Genomic DNA, 16,930 nt, shown 5'->3' on the forward strand with positions numbered 1-16,930 from the left:
GTGTGCCGAGCAGCAACTATAGTTGTTCCACGCCCACCCTTTTTGGAGAACCCGACCATGCAAGCCATCCGCAGCATCCTGGTGGTCATCGAGCCCGAGCATTCGGAAAGCCTGGCCCTCAAGCGCGCCAAGCTGATTGCCGGCGTCACCGGGGCCCATTTGCATCTGTTGGTGTGTGACAAGAAGCACGAGCATTCGGCGATGTTGAGCCTGCTGAAGGCCGGTTTGCAGGAGGATGGTTATAGCGTCACGACTGAACAGGCGTGGAATGACAGCCTGCATGAAACCATCATCGATGTGCAGCAGGCTGAGGGATGTGGGTTGGTGGTCAAGCAGCATTTCGCGGACAGTCCGCTGAAAAAGGCGCTGTTGACGCCTGCCGACTGGAAGCTGATGCGTTACTGCCCTACTCCGGTGCTGCTGGTGAAGACATCCACGCCCTGGGCTGGCGGGGTGATTTTGGCGGCCATCGACGTGGGGAATTCTGATGCGGAGCATCAGGCGCTGCATAACTCGATCATTGATCATGGGTTTGATATCGCGAGCCTGGCCAAGGCGCAGTTGCATGTGATCAGTGCGCATCCATCGCCGATGTTGTCGGCGGCTGATCCGGTGTTTCAGCTCAAGGAGACGATCGAGGCCCGGTATCGTGAGCAGTGCAAGGCGTTTCAGGCGGAGTTTGATATTGACGACACGCATCTGCATATCGAGGAAGGGCCGGCGGATGTGTTGATTCCTCATGCCGTGCATAAGTGGCAGGCGGCGGTGACCATTATCGGTACCGTGGCGCGTACGGGGATTTCGGGGGCGTTGATTGGGAATACGGCGGAGGTGGTGCTGGATGCGGTGGACAGTGATGTGTTGGTGCTTAAGCCGCAGGAGTTGATGGATCATCTGGAAGAGCTGGCTAATGGGTGAGGCTTTTTTTGGGGGCATATCCGTTTTTGGGTGATGGCTTGTATTGGTTCCGCTCTTACAGCGGGTCACTTTTGAAAAGAGCCCAAAAGTAACCAAAAGGCTCTTGCCCCACCACTCGGCACCTCGCCCAGGCTCGGTGTGCCCTCACTCCGGCTTTGGACCGTGGGCCGCCGCGATGGGCCATCCTTGGCCCAGCGCGGCTAACCCGGCGTCCTGCCGGGTTACCCACGCTCCAAAGCCTGCGTTCGGCCAGCGTGGTTTAACGGGGCGCCTAAGATCAAGATCAAAAGCAAGAGCACAGCGGCCTACCGGCCGGCTTGAGTGTGGTGAAGCAACAGCCAGATCAAAAGCTAAAGCGGGCACGGTCAAATGTGGGAGCTGGCTTGCCTGCGATGGCATCAACTGGGTGTACCTGATGCACCGAGGTGTCTGCATCGCAGGCAAGCCAGCTCCCACAGAAAAGCAGAGCTGCATCAGCTTCAGATTTGGCTTTCGCTCTGGCTTTCGCTCTGGCTTTTGATCTGGCTTCTAACACTCAAGCCGGCCGGTAGGCCGCTGTGCTTTTGCTTTTTGCTTTTGATTTTGATCTGACTGCCCCACTCAGCCCGAGGCCGAACGCAGGTATTGCGGAGCGGGTAAACCGGCAGGACGCCGGTTTAGCCGCGCCGGGCCATGGATGGCCCGTCGCGGCGGCCCGCGGAGCAATGCCGGAGTGAGGGAACGCCGAGCCCTAGCGAGGCGCCGACAGGCGGGGCAGAGCCCTTTGCTTACTTTGGGGCTTTTCCAAAGTGAGCCGCTGTAAGAGCCATCCCTTTCAAGGTCTGCGTTTAAAAGTCCGTTTAAGGCCATGTTTAAGTACGTTTATCCGACTTGGCCGCCTTAAGCACCCTAGCTGTTGAGACATGCGCCCGTGCTGCCTTACCTTCCAGCCACTCCTTGGGCTTGGCTACTTTGGGGCCACGAGGGCTTTTTGCTACGGACTTAGGTTTGATCATCCTTGCCAGGGCCAGCAATCGCTCTGCCAGCCCTTGCGGAGTCTTTTCAAGAGGGAAATTTTCCGCAGGCAATGCGATCTGCAAGCCTTGATAATCACTGCGAACATGCACCGCCAAATGGAAAATCGAAACCTGCCAACCCTCTGGCTGCGTTTCGCGGTGCGCCTGCTCAACGCTACGCTTGAGAACCGACAAAACGTTGTAAGCCAGGACCGCCGAGGCAAAGCCCAATAGCGCGGCTTTCGGGCTGCCAAGGCCTGTAATTTCACTGTCCAGTACCGACTCAAGGCGCTGAAACATTCCTTCGATACTCCAGCGATGACGGTATAAATCGGCTATCTGCCGGGCACCGATGGTGTCGGGCAAATTGCTCCAGAACCACATCACCAAATCACCTGAGTCATTCGCCGTTTGCAGGCTCAACTCAACACGTCGCCAGCGGCGGCCACCCTTCACTTCGATGATTTGTTCGCGAACGGTTCCGCTATCGACCGTCCCTGAGTCTTGCCACTCACTTTCCTGGACCAGGCGTGGATGCTTGCTGGGTTGGCGAACGATGAACGAAGCCCCCGTGTCCTCGCAGGCTTGCAGGATGGGCAGCGTGCAATAGAGCCGGTCAGCCATCCACAACTGGCCCGCGCATGCGCGGGCCAGCAGCGGTAAAACACTGACTCGCTCACTGGCGTAGGCATCTTCCCACGGCTGAAGATCAACGACTAAATCCAGATCCGGATCGTAGGCAACTACTGAAAATCCTGGGCGCGCTGCGCCGCGCTCATTGCGCAGAGCGCCTAGACGTTTTTCAGTGGCCGGCAAGTGGTTGCCATCCACAATACGCAACTGCCAGCCGGGCAGGATCGATGAATGGCCGAGCGTTTCGACGGTTGGTATCAAACGCTCGGCACTGCCCGAAATGAGGGCGCGAAGCAGCTCGGGTTCGGTTCGCTTGATCTTGTCATAGAGTGCCGAAACACTGACCGAAAGGCCCTCCATCTTGCGCGCCGCCGCGTGCAACGACGGCCTCAAGCCCAATGAAACAAGGGACATCAGCTCAACAACGGTTGAAAACAAAAGCTCACGTGAGTACTGCCGTTGGCGGTGATCATCGAACACCTTGTCAACCCAAGCGGCATCTACTGCCTGCTCTAATATCAACTTGGTCATGACGCTGGCCGGAGCCTGTTTTTCAAACCGTTCTAAAACCTTTTCCCACATAGTTTCGTCGTCCTGACTGGATTGGTTAGGGGATTTTAAACCAAGACCTTGAAAGGGATGGCTGTAAGAGCGGAACCATAAGTGGCCGTTACCGCAGCAACGGATATGTACACAGTCAGCTACCAAAAGCATCCCGCAAAAACCCCGGAGCGATATACCGCTGATAATGCGCCTCGGACAAAATAAAAAACTCCCGATCTATCGCATCCCGCAACTCAGGCAACCCCCAATCCCGAAACTCCGGCATCAACACCATCCCATAAGCCTCAAGATTGCTGATCACCCGAGCCCCCCGGGCAATCAACTGATACGCCCAGCAGTACTCCGACTGATGCGGCACAAACCGAATCTTGCGCTGCTCCAACTGCCCCCGCAGCATTTTCGGGTCAAACACCTCAAGCTTCCCGGCCATCACCTGCACCAACAACTGCTCCAGCCGCAGCCAGACCGCACGCTTTTCTTCCTCGTTATACCCGTTCCACTGAATCACCTCATGGTGAAACCGCTTACACCCCCGGCACACAAGATCGCCGTAAACCGTGGAGCACAGGCCTACGCAAGGGGTCTTGATGGTTTGGTTAGACATGGTCGACAACGCACAAATCAGCGAAACAGTTGCACATGTTAGCCCTTTGTCTAAGGTTGATCACCCCGCAAACTTGGCGAGGCAACTTACGTTTAGAATTTTTTTGCCGTAGAATCATCCGGCCTTGTAAGGCGCCAATAATCCGTTGGAAGCTGTTTTCAAAGCGTCACGAGCACAGTCGTTCCTAAAGAACGGTGTTGGCGATGGTTATTTACCCGGTAAATAGCCAGCGCCAACCCTCATCAGCTCCGTTCTGCAGGCGTAAAACTTTGAAAGCAGCTTCTGTGAGGATTGCCGGCAGCGCTGGCTCTACGGCCCAAAAAGCCCCTGAGCGCATGCGTGCCGTGCTTTTCTGGATGAGCGTCCCGTGGGACCACTGATGAGGGTAATAACTGTGCTTGAAGCCTACCGCAAACATATCGAAGAGCGTGCAGCCCTGGGTATCGTTCCCCAGCCGCTTAACGCCGAACAAACCGCAGGCCTGGTCGAGCTGCTGAAAAATCCTCCGGCTGGCGAAGAAGAATTCCTCGTTGACCTGATCACCAACCGCATTCCACCAGGCGTTGACGAAGCTGCCTACGTCAAGGCCGGTTTCCTGTCTGCCCTGGCCAAGGGCGAAGCCACTTCCCCTCTGATCGACAAGAAACGCGCTGTTGAACTGCTCGGCACCATGCAAGGCGGCTACAACATCGTGACCCTGGTCGAGCTGCTGGACGACGCCACCCTGGCTCCCGTCGCTGCCGCCCAACTCAAGCACACCCTGCTGATGTTCGATGCTTTCCACGACGTCGCGGAAAAAGCCAAGAACGGCAACCAGCACGCCAAAGACGTGATCCAGTCCTGGGCCGACGGCGAGTGGTTCAAGAACCGCCCGACCCTGGCCGACAAGATCAGCCTGCGCGTGTTCAAGGTGTCTGGCGAAACCAACACCGACGACCTGTCCCCTGCCCCGGACGCCTGGTCCCGTCCTGACATCCCGCTGCACGCCCTGGCCATGCTGAAAATGGCCCGTGACGGTATCGTGCCGGATGAGCAAGGCAAGACCGGCCCGATGAAGCAAATCGAAGAAATGCGCAGCCAAGGCTTCCCGATCGCCTACGTCGGTGACGTGGTCGGTACCGGTTCGTCGCGTAAATCGGCAACCAACTCGGTACTGTGGTTCTTCGGCGACGACGTGCCTTACGTGCCGAACAAGCGCGCTGGCGGCTTCTGCTTCGGCAGCAAGATCGCTCCAATCTTCTACAACACCATGGAAGATGCCGGCGCACTGCCAATCGAGTTCGACGTTACCAACATGAACATGGGCGACGTGATCGACCTGTACCCGCATGCTGGCAAAGTCACCAAGCACAACAGCGATGAAGTCCTGACCACCTTCGAAATGAAGACCCCGGTCCTGTTGGACGAAGTCCGTGCCGGCGGTCGTATCCCGCTGATCATCGGCCGCGGCCTGACCGAGAAGGCTCGCGCCGAGCTGGGTCTGCCACCTTCGACCCTGTTCAAGCTGCCGGAAGCACCGGCTGAAAGCGACAAGGGCTACACCCTGGCGCAGAAAATGGTCGGCAAGGCCTGCGGCGTGGCTGGCGTTCGTCCAGGCACCTACTGCGAACCGAAGATGACCACCGTCGGCTCCCAGGACACCACCGGTCCTATGACCCGTGACGAACTGAAAGACCTGGCGTGCCTGGGCTTCTCCACCGATCTGGTAATGCAGTCGTTCTGCCATACCGCGGCTTATCCAAAGCCGATCGACGTGACCACCCACCACACCCTGCCTGACTTCATCATGACCCGTGGCGGTGTATCGCTGCGTCCAGGCGACGGCATCATCCACAGCTGGCTGAACCGTATGCTGCTGCCGGACACCGTCGGTACCGGTGGTGACTCCCACACCCGTTTCCCAATGGGCATTTCGTTCCCGGCCGGTTCCGGCCTGGTGGCGTTCGCCGCAGCCACCGGCGTTATGCCGCTGGACATGCCGGAATCGATCCTGGTGCGCTTCAAAGGTGAAATGCAGCCTGGCATCACCCTGCGTGACCTGGTTCACGCCATTCCTTACTACGCGATCCAGGCTGGCCTGCTGACCGTAGAGAAGAAAGGCAAGAAGAACGCCTTCTCCGGCCGCATCCTGGAAATCGAAGGCCTGGACAACCTGAGCATCGAACAGGCTTTCGAGCTGTCCGACGCCTCGGCTGAACGTTCGGCTGCCGGTTGCACCATCAAGCTGTCGAAAGAATCCATCACCGAGTACCTGAACTCCAACATCACCCTGCTGCGCTGGATGATCGGTGAAGGCTACGGCGATGCGCGTACCCTGGAACGTCGTGCCCAAGCGATGGAAGCCTGGGTTGCCAACCCTGAGCTGATGGTTGCCGATGCTGACGCCGAATACGCTGAAATCATCGAGATCGACCTGGCCGACATCAAGGAGCCTGTGCTCTGCGCGCCAAACGATCCGGACGACGCCCGTCTGCTGTCCAGCGTGGCTGGCGAGAAGATCGACGAAGTGTTCATCGGTTCGTGCATGACCAACATCGGTCACTTCCGCGCTGCCGGCAAACTGCTGGATCAGGTCAAGGGTCAGCTGCCAACCCGTCTGTGGCTGTCGCCGCCGACCAAGATGGACGCTCACCAACTGACCGAAGAAGGCTACTACGGCATCTACGGCAAGGCCGGCGCGCGCATGGAAATGCCGGGCTGCTCGCTGTGCATGGGTAACCAGGCACGTGTAGAGCCGAACTCGACCGTTGTGTCGACATCGACCCGTAACTTCCCGAACCGCCTGGGTGACGGCGCAAACGTCTACCTGGCTTCGGCTGAGCTGGCGTCGGTGGCTTCCATCCTGGGTCGCCTGCCGACCGTCGAGGAGTACATGGAATACGCCGCGAAGATCAACACCATGGCCAGCGACGTGTATCGCTACCTGAGTTTTGACCAGATCGCCGAGTTCCGTGAAATTGCCGCAAGCGCCAACATTCCTGTGGTTCAAGCCTAAGGTTTTGTTGCTGTAAAGGAACGCCGCGTATCGCAAGGTACGCGGTGTTTTTTTATGCCTGCAGAAAATCGGGCAATCCGAGACAGCCCCAAATGGGCCGTAGGAACGGTCCTGTATTCGCGTCAGTAATATTTACACTTCGATACAGAGCATTCCGTCAGAACATTAAGCCATCCACAAACGTCAATGAATCCGCGGGATAGAGAGGTTTATTCGGACCGCTGGAAGGCCCGTCGACTGTATCAAAATACAAAAACAACGCTGCGAATAACAATGATTATCATTGGTTTCCGCATTTTAAATGGGTATCCTCCGCCTGCTTTTACTCAAGGCTGCGCAAAAGGACTCCCACTTGAAGTACGAATACAGCACAAAACCGCAATGGCTACTGACTCGCTGGAGCGAGGCACTCGGCACTCCCCTCTTCCAAACCCATCGCATCACACTTGACTCCCTGATCAACACCTTGGCGCCAGCCGCCGAGCGCAGCTTCCAACGTTTGATTCAGGCGCTGTTCCGTGAGGGGTTACTGAACGCAAACGCCCTTGAGTACGACGACCACCACCGATGCTGGTTGACCCTCTGCAACCAAACCCGCCTGTGCTTCGACCATTTGCTCCCGGGGCGCATGAGCAGCTGGGACCTGCGTGGCAATATCACCGCACACAGCGGGGAATACCCACCTCACAAGGTCCAGTTTCCTTCGGAACTGCTGACCCTGCTCAACAACGATCTCCAGGCGCCTGCCGCCCCCGAGGTGCTGCACCGCCTCAACGAAGAACTCGATGACAGCTTCACCAACGACACGCTGTGCCTGGCGTTCCATCAGCAGTGGACGCTCCAGTTGCACGAGGCCATGGACCCGGCACACAGCGACAATCTGCTGGGATGGCTCAAGGACGATCCACGCGTTGCCAACCCGACCTCGTTACTTGAGCAATGGGGCACCCTGGGCCACCCATGGCACCCCAACTACAAGACCAAGCTTGGCTTGAGCACCGACCAAGTCATCGATTTTTCACCGGAGTTCGAAGCCCGCTTTCCGGTGATCCTCTGCGCGCTGCACCGCCAGTTTGCCCATGTCGAATCACTGGCTGGCACCGCCGACTACTGGCAGTGGTGGCAAGCCCACTTTCCACAGGCGGCCCAGCAACTGACGGCTGAACTGACGCGCCAAGGCCTTGAGGCCGCAGACTACCTGCCGCTGCCTGCACACCCGTGGCAAGCCCGCCAGGAGCTGCCACAGACCTTTGCCAACGAAATCGGCGACCGGTTGTTGGTGCTGACCGACATCGTCGCATTTACCGCACATCCCACCATGTCGTTCCGCACCGTGTTGCCCGAGGGACGGCGTGATGCACCGATGGTCAAGCTGCCGGTTTCACTGCGCCTGACCAGCGTGCAACGCACCGTATCGCCACGCTCGGCGCGCATGGGCCCGCGCATCAGCCACTTGATGCAAACCATCCTGGCTCGCGAGCCGGAGGTTCAGAAGATTCTCGGCATCGTTCCCGAACGCATCGGCGTGCACTTCAAACCACAACCGGCAGACGACGAGCGCTCTCGTCACCTGGCGGTGCTATACAGGGACAACCCGCTGAACCAACTGCAACCCGGGGAAATAGCGGTTCCGGTCGGCAGCCTGTTCGCCGTCGACCAGCACGGCCAGCCGCTGCTGCGACAGTGGGTGCATCTGGCACAGGGCAAGGACGATAGCGGCGCCATGCAAGCGTTCTTCCGTGATTACGTTGCGATTGCAGTGCCCGGCCTGCTGAATATGTACCTGCGCTACGGCGTGGCTTTCGAAGCCCACCAGCAGAACAGCTTCATGATCATGGCCGCAGACGGACAACTGAGCCGCCTGCTGTTGCGTGACTTCGGCGATATCCGTATCGACCGCAAGACGTTGCATGCGCAGGGCCTGGACATCGAATTGCATGACCCGAAGATGACGCTGTATGACGACGCAGGCTTCGTGCGCGACAAACTGCTGCACACGGTTTTCATGTGTCACCTGGGCGAGCTGGTGCTGCTCGGTGCCCGCGAATTCGACGTCCCCCAGGCGCTGCTGTGGGGTGAACTGGCTTCACAGGTCAGCCAATGCTTCGACGACCTGCGCGGCCAGGTCGAACCGCAGCGCTGGGCCACGGAACGCCAGGCCTTGCTGGAACAGGACTGGCCGGCCAAATCGTTCATGCGCATGCGCTTGCTGGAGAGCCATGCCGATATCGTCGGGCGCCTGTGCAACCCGCTGAGCGTTCAAGTCGATGGCAACTAACAGCGCAGCCCTGCGGTTGCTGGTCTGCATTCAACTGGTGTCCATGGGCGCCATGGAAATGAGCGGCCCTTTCTGGCCCTTGCAGATCCAGAAACTGCTTGGCATCGCCAACGCCCAGTACACCGGCCTGCTGTCTTCACTGGTGTACGCCGGGCCGATGATGGCGGCGATGGTGCTGACCCCCGCCTGGGGGCGCCTGGGTGATCGAACCGGCCACAAGCCCATGATCATTCGGGCGTTGCTGGCGCTGGCAGTGTGTCAGGCCCTGGCCGCAATCACCTTCGATCCATGGCTATTGGTGGGCATCAGGGTGGCGCAAGGGGCGCTCGCCGGGTTTATTGCAGCGGCCCAAGCCTACGCTCTGGCCTGCTGTGGTGACGGGGGGCGCGGGCAAATTCTTGCCCGCCTGCAATCGGCGACAGCCGTTGGCTCACTGGCCGGCCCAGTGCTGGGTGGCTGGCTGATGGATGTCTCGGGGTTCGCGTTGCTGTGCTACAGCGCCACCGTCATTTGCCTTTTGTGCGCGGCGATCAGTGTGTTTTTGCCCAGCGATACGCAGCGCGTAACACACAAGCAAAAACCGGCACATACCCAGCTACCCAAGGGTTGGCTGGGAGCGATGCTCGGCGTCATCGTGCTGATTCAAGCGGCCAAAATGATGCCGCAGCCGTTCTATGCCTTATACGTGGCAGACATCCTGCACGCGCCCGCCTGGCTGATCGGCGCCAGTTATGCCGCCAGCGCCGCCACGCTCGCACTGTCCGCGCCGCTTTGGGGTCGGTTATTCGACCGCCATCAACCGGCGCACACCCTGCGTGTCATTGAATGGGTTACCTGGGCCTGCGCACTGACCCAGGTTTTTACCGCGGTCGCCAGTGAATGGATGGGCTTTATTGCCAGCCGCTTGCTCTGGGGCGTATGGCAAGGCGCGCTACTGCCCGTCGCTTACACCTTGATCGCCAACACGGTCGCGTCCAGCCAGCAAGGCTTCGCGCTGGGCCTGGGCAACAGCGCCGCCAAAGCCGGCGCGTTGTGCGGAGCCCTGATCGGTGGCATCGGCATGGGCCTCATTGGGTTGGCACACAGCTTCTGGCTCGTCGCCCTCACGTACGCGTTGGCTGCACTGGGTATTCGCGCCATTCGGTCTTTCTCAAAAATGCCAGAAACGACTGTTTCCACAACCAACACTTCTCAATACTAAAAAAGAAAAAAATGAAAAAAATCCAACTTTCTATCCTGTTGCCCTTTATCGGCTCGTTGAGCACCCCGGCGTGGGCTGATCAAACCGAAACGGCGCCCACCACGCCCAATGCCATGCAGTTACAGGAAGTGGTGGTGTCCGCCACCCGTACAGAGGCCAGTATCGCCTCGATTCCCGGCTCTGTGCAGGTGATAAGCCAAGAGCAGATCACCCAGCAAACCGGTGCGGGACGACGCGTCTCTGACATCCTCGGCCAACTGGTTCCGGGTATTTCCCCCTCCACCGGAGGCATGAGTAACTTCGGCCAGACTCTGCGCGGGCGAAATACTCTCGTGCTGATCGACGGGGTTTCCCAGAACTCGACGCGAGACAACTTCCGCCAGCTCAACAGCATCGCCCCGGAAAGCATCGAGCGCATCGAAGTGATTTCCGGCGCCAGCAGTGTGTACGGAGCGGGCGCATCCGGCGGCATCATCAACATCATCACCAAGCGCAACAACGGTGAGGAGTTGGCATTCAGCAGCAAGATAGGCCTGACTTCCGGCAACAACCTCAACAAGAAAGGTTTTGCCTACGACGTGTTCCAGAGCGCCACCGGGCGCAAGGACGCGCTGGACTGGTACGTATCGGCCAACGGCGTACAGCGCAACGATCAATTTGACGGTAACGGCCACCGCATCCCCCAGGACACGTCCCAGGGCAGCAACATGGACACCGACACCTACGACCTGCAAGGTCGCTTCGGCTACGAGCTGGACGCTGACAAGAAAATCAGCCTGTCGCTGCAGGACTACAAAGACCAACAAGATACCCACTACACCAAGAACCCACGCATCACCAGCGAAGCCGTCGCGGTAAAAGGCCTGGACCTGGATGACCAACCGTTCACTCACAACCAGGCCGTCAACCTCAACTACACCGACAAGGATTTCTACGGCCAGGGCTTGCAGGTCGAAAGCTATTGGCGGCGCGCCGACGCCTTGTTCTTTCCGGACCTGTCACGGGGCAGAGCCGGGATTTCCGACAACAATAGCGTGCAGGATGTGTACGGCCTGCGGGCAGCCATCGAAAGCGCCATGCCGGACATCGGCCCGGCCACCGGCACGCTGGTCTGGGGCGCCGATTACAATCACGAAACCTCAACCCAGCGCGGTGACCAATACCGGGTCAATGGGCTGAGCTACACCAAGACCGGTACGACCTTTGAAATGGGGCCGGACATCACGACCACCAACAAGGCCATCTTCGGTCAACTGTCCTACGACATTGGCGATTGGACACTGCGTGGCGGCGTGCGCCGCGAATGGATCGACAGCGAGATTTCCGACAGCATCGCCTACGGGGAAATCGTCCAGACAGGCAATCGGGCGACCCTCCCCGGCGGCACCCTGAAATACAACGACACCCTGTACAACTTCGGCGCGGTGTACCACTTGAGCGAAAATCAGGACGTGTTCGCCAACTTCAGCCAAGGCTTTTCCCTGCCGGATATCCAGCGTTTCCTGCGTGACGTCAACAGCACCTTTGACATCCAGAAACTCAATGCCCAGGCACTCAAGGTCAACAGCTATGAGTTGGGATGGCGTGGCAACTGGGACAAGTGGCAGGCCAGCGTCACGGCGTACGAGAACACTTCGGACGTCACCCAGTTCTATGACGCCAACGACCGCGTACTGCGCTTGATCAACCAGAAAGAACGCGTGCGCGGCGCGGAAACAACGCTGACCTATAACGTGACGGATCAATGGTCGGTGGGCGGCACTTACGCGTACGCCAAGGGCGAGACCAACCAGAACGGCAAATGGATCGACCTGCCTGCCACGCGTATTTCACCGGCCAAGACAACTGCCTTCGTGGGTTACGACCGTGGCGACTACAACCTACGCCTGCAAGGCATGCGACTGGCCAACTATGACGCCGCGTTCGACGATAACAACGGTCGCGATATCAAGGGCTACACGTTGTTCGACCTGCTAGGTTCGGTAGCGTTGCCGGTGGGTCGCCTGGAGGGCGGGGTCTACAACCTGACCAACCGCAACTACCAGAACATGTTTGCCCAGGCCAACGCCCGCGCGCCCTACCCGAATGCTGAAGGCCGTACGTTCAGCCTGAGTTATGCCGTCGACTGGTAATAACCTCTGCACGCGGGAGCGAGCTCCCGCTGATTAAGCAAGGCTCGCCTTCCGGGTGGGCCTTGACCGTCGCGATCACCGCCCGCAACTCAGCCTTGCTTTGCTCCAGACGCGCCTGTATCACCTCGATTTCCTCGATCTTTCGCTCAAGCCCGAAGACAATCTCTGCCCGCCTGGCCTCGCTGGGCGAGGCATCCGGCATCAGCTGTTTCAGCTCCTGCAAACTGAAACCTGCGCGCTGAGCGCCTTGGATCAACTGCAACGCCTGCAGGGTTTGGGGCGCATAACGGCGATAGCCATTGGCTTGCCGTTCAACCTGGATAAGACCCTCAGCCTCGTAAAAGCGAATTTTTGAGGCCGACAGGCCGCTGAGTTTTGCCAACTCGCCGATATTCATGCTTTACCCGCTTGACCTTAAAGTGACCTTTAAGCTTAGCCTGAGCGCTCCCATTGTGAGGAGTCAAGCATGTCGCCCTTTGAAGCGTTGCAATTGCCCAACGGCCAGCTCATCAGTAACCGCATCGCCAAGGCGGCGATGGAAGAGAACATGGCGGATGCACACCAGGCGCCTTCCGAGGCCTTGATGCGCCTGTATCAAGCCTGGGCCGAAGGCGAACCCGGCCTGATCCTGACCGGCAACGTGATGATCGACCGCCACGCCATGACCGGCCCCGGCGGCGTGGTGCTGGAAGACGAACGTCACCTGGACAAGTTTCGCCAATGGGCCGCGATTGGCCGGGCCAAGGGCGCGCAGTTCTGGGTACAGCTCAACCACCCGGGCCGACAGACCATGGCCAACCTCGGCCAGCCAGCACTGGCACCTTCTGCGGTGGCCCTCGATCTCGGCGGCTTTTCGAAGATGTTCGCCCAACCCAAGGCGATGACCGAGGACGATATACAGGACGTCATCTCGCGCTTCGCCACCAGCGCGCGTCTTGCCGAAAAAGCCGGTTTCAGCGGCGCGCAGATCCATGCCGCCCACGGCTACCTGCTCAGCCAGTTTCTCTCGCCCTTGTGCAACCAGCGCACGGACCGCTGGGGCGGTAGCGTGGAAAACCGTGCGCGGCTGCTGCTGGAGGTGGTCAAGGCCGTGCGCGCCGCCGTGAGCCCGGACTTCTGCGTGGCGGTAAAACTCAACTCCGCCGACTTCCAGCGTGGCGGGTTTGACGCCGCCGACGCCCGCGCCGTGGTCGAGCTGCTCAACCCCCTGGCCATCGACCTGCTGGAGTTGTCCGGCGGCAGCTACGAAGCCCCGGCCATGCAAGGCGAGGCTCGCGACGGACGCACTTTGGCCCGCGAAGCCTATTTCATCGAGATGGCCAGCGACCTGGCGAAAGTCGCCAGCATGCCGGTGATGGTCACCGGCGGTATCCGCCGTTTGCCAATCGTCCAGCAAGTTCTGGACAGCGGCATCGCCATGGCCGGAATCGCCACCGCCCTGACCCTGGAGCCGCACCTGATCAAGCAGTGGCGCGCTGGCCGCGATCTCAACCCGCAACTGCCGCCGATCCGCTGGAAGCGCAAACCCCTGGCCAGCCTGGCGAACATGGCAGTGGTGCGCTATCAGCTGCGCCGCCTGAGCCGTGGCCGCCAGCCGAACCCCGGGGTGGCGCCGCTGCTGGCATTGATAAAAGACCAACTGTTTATCGCCCGTCGCACCCGCCAATATCGAGCCGCGATGACCAATTCTTCACATTGAGCGGGGAGCATTCAGCGCCATGGAACTGTCCTCTACTGATCAGCAGCTTTTTACCCTCACTGACGATTGGAGTTCTTCATGGCGAAAATCACCCTGGCCCAGCAACTGGCGACCACCCTTGAACAGGCGGGCATCAAGCGCATCTGGGGCCTGACCGGCGACAGCCTCAACGGCCTGACCGACTCCCTGCGCACCATGGACAGCATCGAGTGGATGCACGTGCGCCACGAAGAAGTGGCTGCGTTTGCCGCCGGTGCCGAAGCGGCGGCCACCGGGGAACTGACCGTATGCGCCGGCAGCTGCGGCCCCGGCAACCTGCACTTGATTAATGGCCTGTTCGACTGCCATCGCAACCACGTGCCGGTACTGGCCATCGCCGCACAGATCCCCTCCACCGAGATCGGCCTGAACTACTTTCAGGAAACCCATCCCCAGGAACTGTTCAAGGAGTGCAGCCACTTTATCGAGCTGGTGACCAACCCCGAACAGATGCCCCACGTGCTGCACCGCGCCATGCGCTCGGCGATCCTCAATCGCGGCGTGGCGGTGGTGGTGATTCCTGGCGATGTGTCGTTGCTGGAAGTGGAAGACAAGTTCAAACCATGGCCGGCCCTGCTGGCGCCGCGCACCCTGCCGGCAGAACAGGACCTGCAACGCCTTACCGACATCCTCGAACACAGCGGCAAAGTCACCCTGCTGTGCGGCAGCGGCTGTGCCGGTGCCCACGATGAAGTGGTAGCCCTGGCCGACGCCCTCGGTGCACCGGTGGTTCACGCCCTGCGTGGCAAAGAGCATGTGGAGTGGGACAACCCGTTCGACGTCGGCATGACCGGCCTGATCGGCTTCAGCTCCGGTTACCACGCTATGCTCAACTGCGACACGCTGATCATGCTCGGCACCGACTTCCCGTATCGCCAGTTCTACCCGACTGACGCGAAGATCATCCAGGTCGACCGCAACCCGCAGGCATTGGGCCGACGTGCCACGCTGGACTTGGGGATTGCTGCCGACGTCAGCGAAACGATTCAAGCGCTGCTGCCGCGCCTGACCCGCAAGACGGATCGCAGCTTCCTCGAAACCTCGCTCAAGCATTATGAGAAAGCGCGCCAAGGCCTGGATGACCTGGCGGAACCGTCAAAGGCTGGCCGGCCGATTCATCCGCAATACGTCGCGCGCCTGCTCAGTGAGCTGGCGGATGACGATGCGATCTTCACCGCCGACGTGGGTTCGCCTACGGTGTGGGCAGCGCGCTACCTGAAGATGAACGGCAAGCGCCGGTTGATCGGCTCGTTCAACCACGGCTCGATGGCCAACGCCATGCCCCAGGCCATCGGCGCACAAGCGGCGTTTCCCGGGCGGCAGGTGATTTCGATGTCTGGCGACGGTGGCTTTACCATGCTGATGGGGGACTTCATCAGCCTGGCGCAGTTGAACCTGCCGGTGAAACTGGTGGTGTTCAACAACTCATCCCTGGGCTTCGTCGCCATGGAGATGAAAGCTGCGGGCTATCTGGACACCGGCACCGAGCTGAAGAATCCGGACTTTGCCGCCATGTCCAACGCCATGGGCATCCTCGGCATTCGGGTAGAGCAGTCCGAAGACCTCGAGCCGGCCCTGCGCCGCGCCCTGGCCCACGACGGCCCGGTGCTGGTGGATGTGGTCACCGCCACCCAGGAACTGGTGATGCCGCCCAGCATCAAGCTGGAACAGGCCAAGGGTTTCAGCCTGTACATGCTCAAGGCGGTGATGAGCGGGCGCGGTGATGAGGTGATCGAGTTGGCGAAAACCAACTGGCTGCGTTAATAGCGCCGTAGTGACCGACCATGCGGCCTGACCGCAGATAAAAAAGACCCCGCTTAAATAGCGGGGTCTTTTTTCGCGCGGCTAATCAACCGTGTTGTTTTTCCACCCACTTCCCGTAGGCATCAATAAACGCCTGCAAGAACGGCTTGGTCTTTTCCGACAGCTTGCCCGACTCGTCGAACACACTGCCCGCCCCGCCCAGGTAGGCTTCCGGCTGTTGCATGCACGGCACGTCAAGGAACACCAGGGATTGGCGCAAATGGTGATTGGCCCCAAAACCACCGATGGCGCCCGGGGACACACTGATCACCGCACCTGGCTTGCCACCCCAGACACTTTGGCCATAAGGCCGCGAACCGACGTCAATTGCGTTCTTCAATACACCCGGCACCGAGCGGTTGTATTCGGGGGTCACAAACAGCACCGCGTCGGATGAACGCACGTGTTGACGGAAAGTACTGTAGGCTGCCGGCGGTGAAGCGCCTTCAAGGTCCTCGCTGTAGAGCGGCAAATCGCCAATTTCGACAATGTTCAATTTGAGGTTGGCGGGCGCCAACTCAGCCAATGCCAGGGCGACCTTGCGGTTGATCGACTCTTTTCTCAAGCTGCCGACCAGTACGGCAATCGTGTAGACCTTGCTCATTGGGGTTTCCCGATTTCTGACTAAGGAGCTTGTAGTTATAGAGCCTGCGCGACGCTATCACCAGCGCGTTTTTGCAATCCCAAGGACGTTTACACCGCAAATGGACTTGTAAGTAATGTCTGAAAAAGTCAACGAATAGTATTTTTTTTCAATAGGTAAACTACCCCGCTCTCCTACGGTCTACAGAACCGCAAATCGAGTGTTTATCTCCAGAGGTTCTAAACAGATGGCAGCAGTACTTGTCGGACAGTTCCATGCCAGAGACGCGGAAGGTCGCGTTTATTCGGTGCATGAGTTCCAGGAATCCAACCCGCCCCTCGACGGCCTGGCTGGATCGGCGCCCACCACCACCTACAAGCTGGCCATTGGCGACCGCGTAGAAAAACTGGATGGCGATGAGTTCAGGCTGATTCAGTCGGGCACTATCATCACCCGCGAATCCGCAACGATCCACGCTTCATAAGA

General features: G+C 59.4%; 12 protein-coding genes. 8 read left to right on the forward strand and 4 right to left on the reverse strand.

Annotated features, from left to right (window positions below):
- Window positions 1-57 precede the first annotated feature (57 nt).
- Window positions 58-918: a universal stress protein gene (locus tag JFU58_RS28435; protein ID WP_017480433.1), complete on the forward strand. Its 861-nt coding sequence runs from the start codon at window positions 58-60 to the stop codon at window positions 916-918.
- A gap of 851 nt (window positions 919-1,769) precedes the next feature.
- Here JFU58_RS28435 and JFU58_RS28440 read toward each other — a convergent pair.
- Complete coding sequence (locus JFU58_RS28440) at window positions 1,770-3,077, reverse strand: IS4 family transposase (RefSeq protein WP_081253266.1); 1,308 nt, start codon at window positions 3,075-3,077, stop codon at window positions 1,770-1,772.
- Between the two features lie 166 nt (window positions 3,078-3,243).
- Window positions 3,244-3,714, reverse strand: coding sequence for a DUF1289 domain-containing protein (locus tag JFU58_RS28445; RefSeq protein ID WP_063030023.1), 471 nt, complete (start codon window positions 3,712-3,714; stop codon window positions 3,244-3,246).
- A gap of 394 nt (window positions 3,715-4,108) precedes the next feature.
- Here JFU58_RS28445 and acnB point away from each other — a divergent pair, with 394 nt between their 5' ends.
- From acnB to JFU58_RS28465, 4 genes are all read left to right on the forward strand, one after another.
- A complete protein-coding gene (acnB, locus tag JFU58_RS28450; protein WP_063030021.1) occupies window positions 4,109-6,709 on the forward strand; it encodes a bifunctional aconitate hydratase 2/2-methylisocitrate dehydratase in 2,601 nt (866 codons plus the stop codon).
- Between the two features lie 301 nt (window positions 6,710-7,010).
- Complete coding sequence (locus tag JFU58_RS28455; RefSeq protein WP_242488343.1) at window positions 7,011-8,987, forward strand: IucA/IucC family protein; 1,977 nt, start codon at window positions 7,011-7,013, stop codon at window positions 8,985-8,987.
- Complete coding sequence (locus tag JFU58_RS28460; RefSeq protein ID WP_201142897.1) at window positions 8,977-10,188, forward strand: MFS transporter; 1,212 nt, start codon at window positions 8,977-8,979, stop codon at window positions 10,186-10,188. Before JFU58_RS28455 ends, JFU58_RS28460 begins: the two co-directional genes overlap by 11 nt.
- An 11-nt stretch (window positions 10,189-10,199) precedes the next feature.
- Window positions 10,200-12,320 carry a TonB-dependent receptor gene (locus JFU58_RS28465; protein WP_201142898.1) on the forward strand — a complete coding sequence of 707 codons (2,121 nt, stop codon included), beginning with the start codon at window positions 10,200-10,202 and terminating at the stop codon, window positions 12,318-12,320.
- Here the strand turns inward: JFU58_RS28465 and JFU58_RS28470 are convergent.
- Window positions 12,292-12,717, reverse strand: a complete 426-nt coding sequence (locus tag JFU58_RS28470) for a MerR family transcriptional regulator (RefSeq protein ID WP_063030015.1) — start codon at window positions 12,715-12,717, stop codon at window positions 12,292-12,294. The two genes, JFU58_RS28465 and JFU58_RS28470, sit on opposite strands and share 29 nt — an antisense overlap.
- A 69-nt stretch (window positions 12,718-12,786) precedes the next feature.
- Between JFU58_RS28470 and JFU58_RS28475 the strand changes: the two genes are divergently transcribed.
- Both JFU58_RS28475 and poxB read left to right on the forward strand, forming a co-directional pair.
- Window positions 12,787-14,019, forward strand: coding sequence for an NADH:flavin oxidoreductase/NADH oxidase family protein (locus tag JFU58_RS28475; RefSeq protein WP_201142899.1), 1,233 nt, complete (start codon window positions 12,787-12,789; stop codon window positions 14,017-14,019).
- A gap of 78 nt (window positions 14,020-14,097) precedes the next feature.
- Window positions 14,098-15,822, forward strand: coding sequence for a ubiquinone-dependent pyruvate dehydrogenase (gene poxB, locus JFU58_RS28480; protein ID WP_201142900.1), 1,725 nt, complete (start codon window positions 14,098-14,100; stop codon window positions 15,820-15,822).
- A gap of 85 nt (window positions 15,823-15,907) precedes the next feature.
- Here the strand turns inward: poxB and JFU58_RS28485 are convergent, their stop codons facing one another.
- A complete protein-coding gene (locus JFU58_RS28485) occupies window positions 15,908-16,465 on the reverse strand; it encodes an NADPH-dependent FMN reductase (RefSeq protein ID WP_063030009.1) in 558 nt (185 codons plus the stop codon).
- A gap of 226 nt (window positions 16,466-16,691) precedes the next feature.
- Here JFU58_RS28485 and JFU58_RS28490 point away from each other — a divergent pair, with 226 nt between their 5' ends.
- A complete protein-coding gene (locus tag JFU58_RS28490) occupies window positions 16,692-16,928 on the forward strand; it encodes a hypothetical protein (RefSeq protein WP_003209248.1) in 237 nt (78 codons plus the stop codon).
- Window positions 16,929-16,930 lie beyond the last annotated feature (2 nt).

Origin of the sequence: Pseudomonas sp. TH34, from assembly GCF_016650865.1 — a bacterium.
In the GTDB taxonomy this organism is placed as follows: domain Bacteria; phylum Pseudomonadota; class Gammaproteobacteria; order Pseudomonadales; family Pseudomonadaceae; genus Aquipseudomonas; species Aquipseudomonas yamanorum.

Bases quoted from the DNA above. Each gene is read 5' to 3' on its own strand.
- JFU58_RS28435 (WP_017480433.1), top strand. From the start codon at position 58: ATGCAAGCCATCCGCAGCATCCTGGTGGTCATCGAGCCCGAGCATTCG.
- JFU58_RS28440 (WP_081253266.1), bottom strand. From the start codon at position 3,077: ATGACCAAGTTGATATTAGAGCAGGCAGTAGATGCCGCTTGGGTTGAC.
- JFU58_RS28445 (WP_063030023.1), bottom strand. From the start codon at position 3,714: ATGTCTAACCAAACCATCAAGACCCCTTGCGTAGGCCTGTGCTCCACG.
- JFU58_RS28455 (WP_242488343.1), top strand. From the start codon at position 7,011: ATGGGTATCCTCCGCCTGCTTTTACTCAAGGCTGCGCAAAAGGACTCC.
- JFU58_RS28460 (WP_201142897.1), top strand. From the start codon at position 8,977: ATGGCAACTAACAGCGCAGCCCTGCGGTTGCTGGTCTGCATTCAACTG.
- JFU58_RS28465 (WP_201142898.1), top strand. From the start codon at position 10,200: ATGAAAAAAATCCAACTTTCTATCCTGTTGCCCTTTATCGGCTCGTTG.
- JFU58_RS28470 (WP_063030015.1), bottom strand. From the start codon at position 12,717: ATGAATATCGGCGAGTTGGCAAAACTCAGCGGCCTGTCGGCCTCAAAA.
- JFU58_RS28475 (WP_201142899.1), top strand. From the start codon at position 12,787: ATGTCGCCCTTTGAAGCGTTGCAATTGCCCAACGGCCAGCTCATCAGT.
- poxB (WP_201142900.1), top strand. From the start codon at position 14,098: ATGGCGAAAATCACCCTGGCCCAGCAACTGGCGACCACCCTTGAACAG.
- JFU58_RS28485 (WP_063030009.1), bottom strand. From the start codon at position 16,465: ATGAGCAAGGTCTACACGATTGCCGTACTGGTCGGCAGCTTGAGAAAA.
- JFU58_RS28490 (WP_003209248.1), top strand. From the start codon at position 16,692: ATGGCAGCAGTACTTGTCGGACAGTTCCATGCCAGAGACGCGGAAGGT.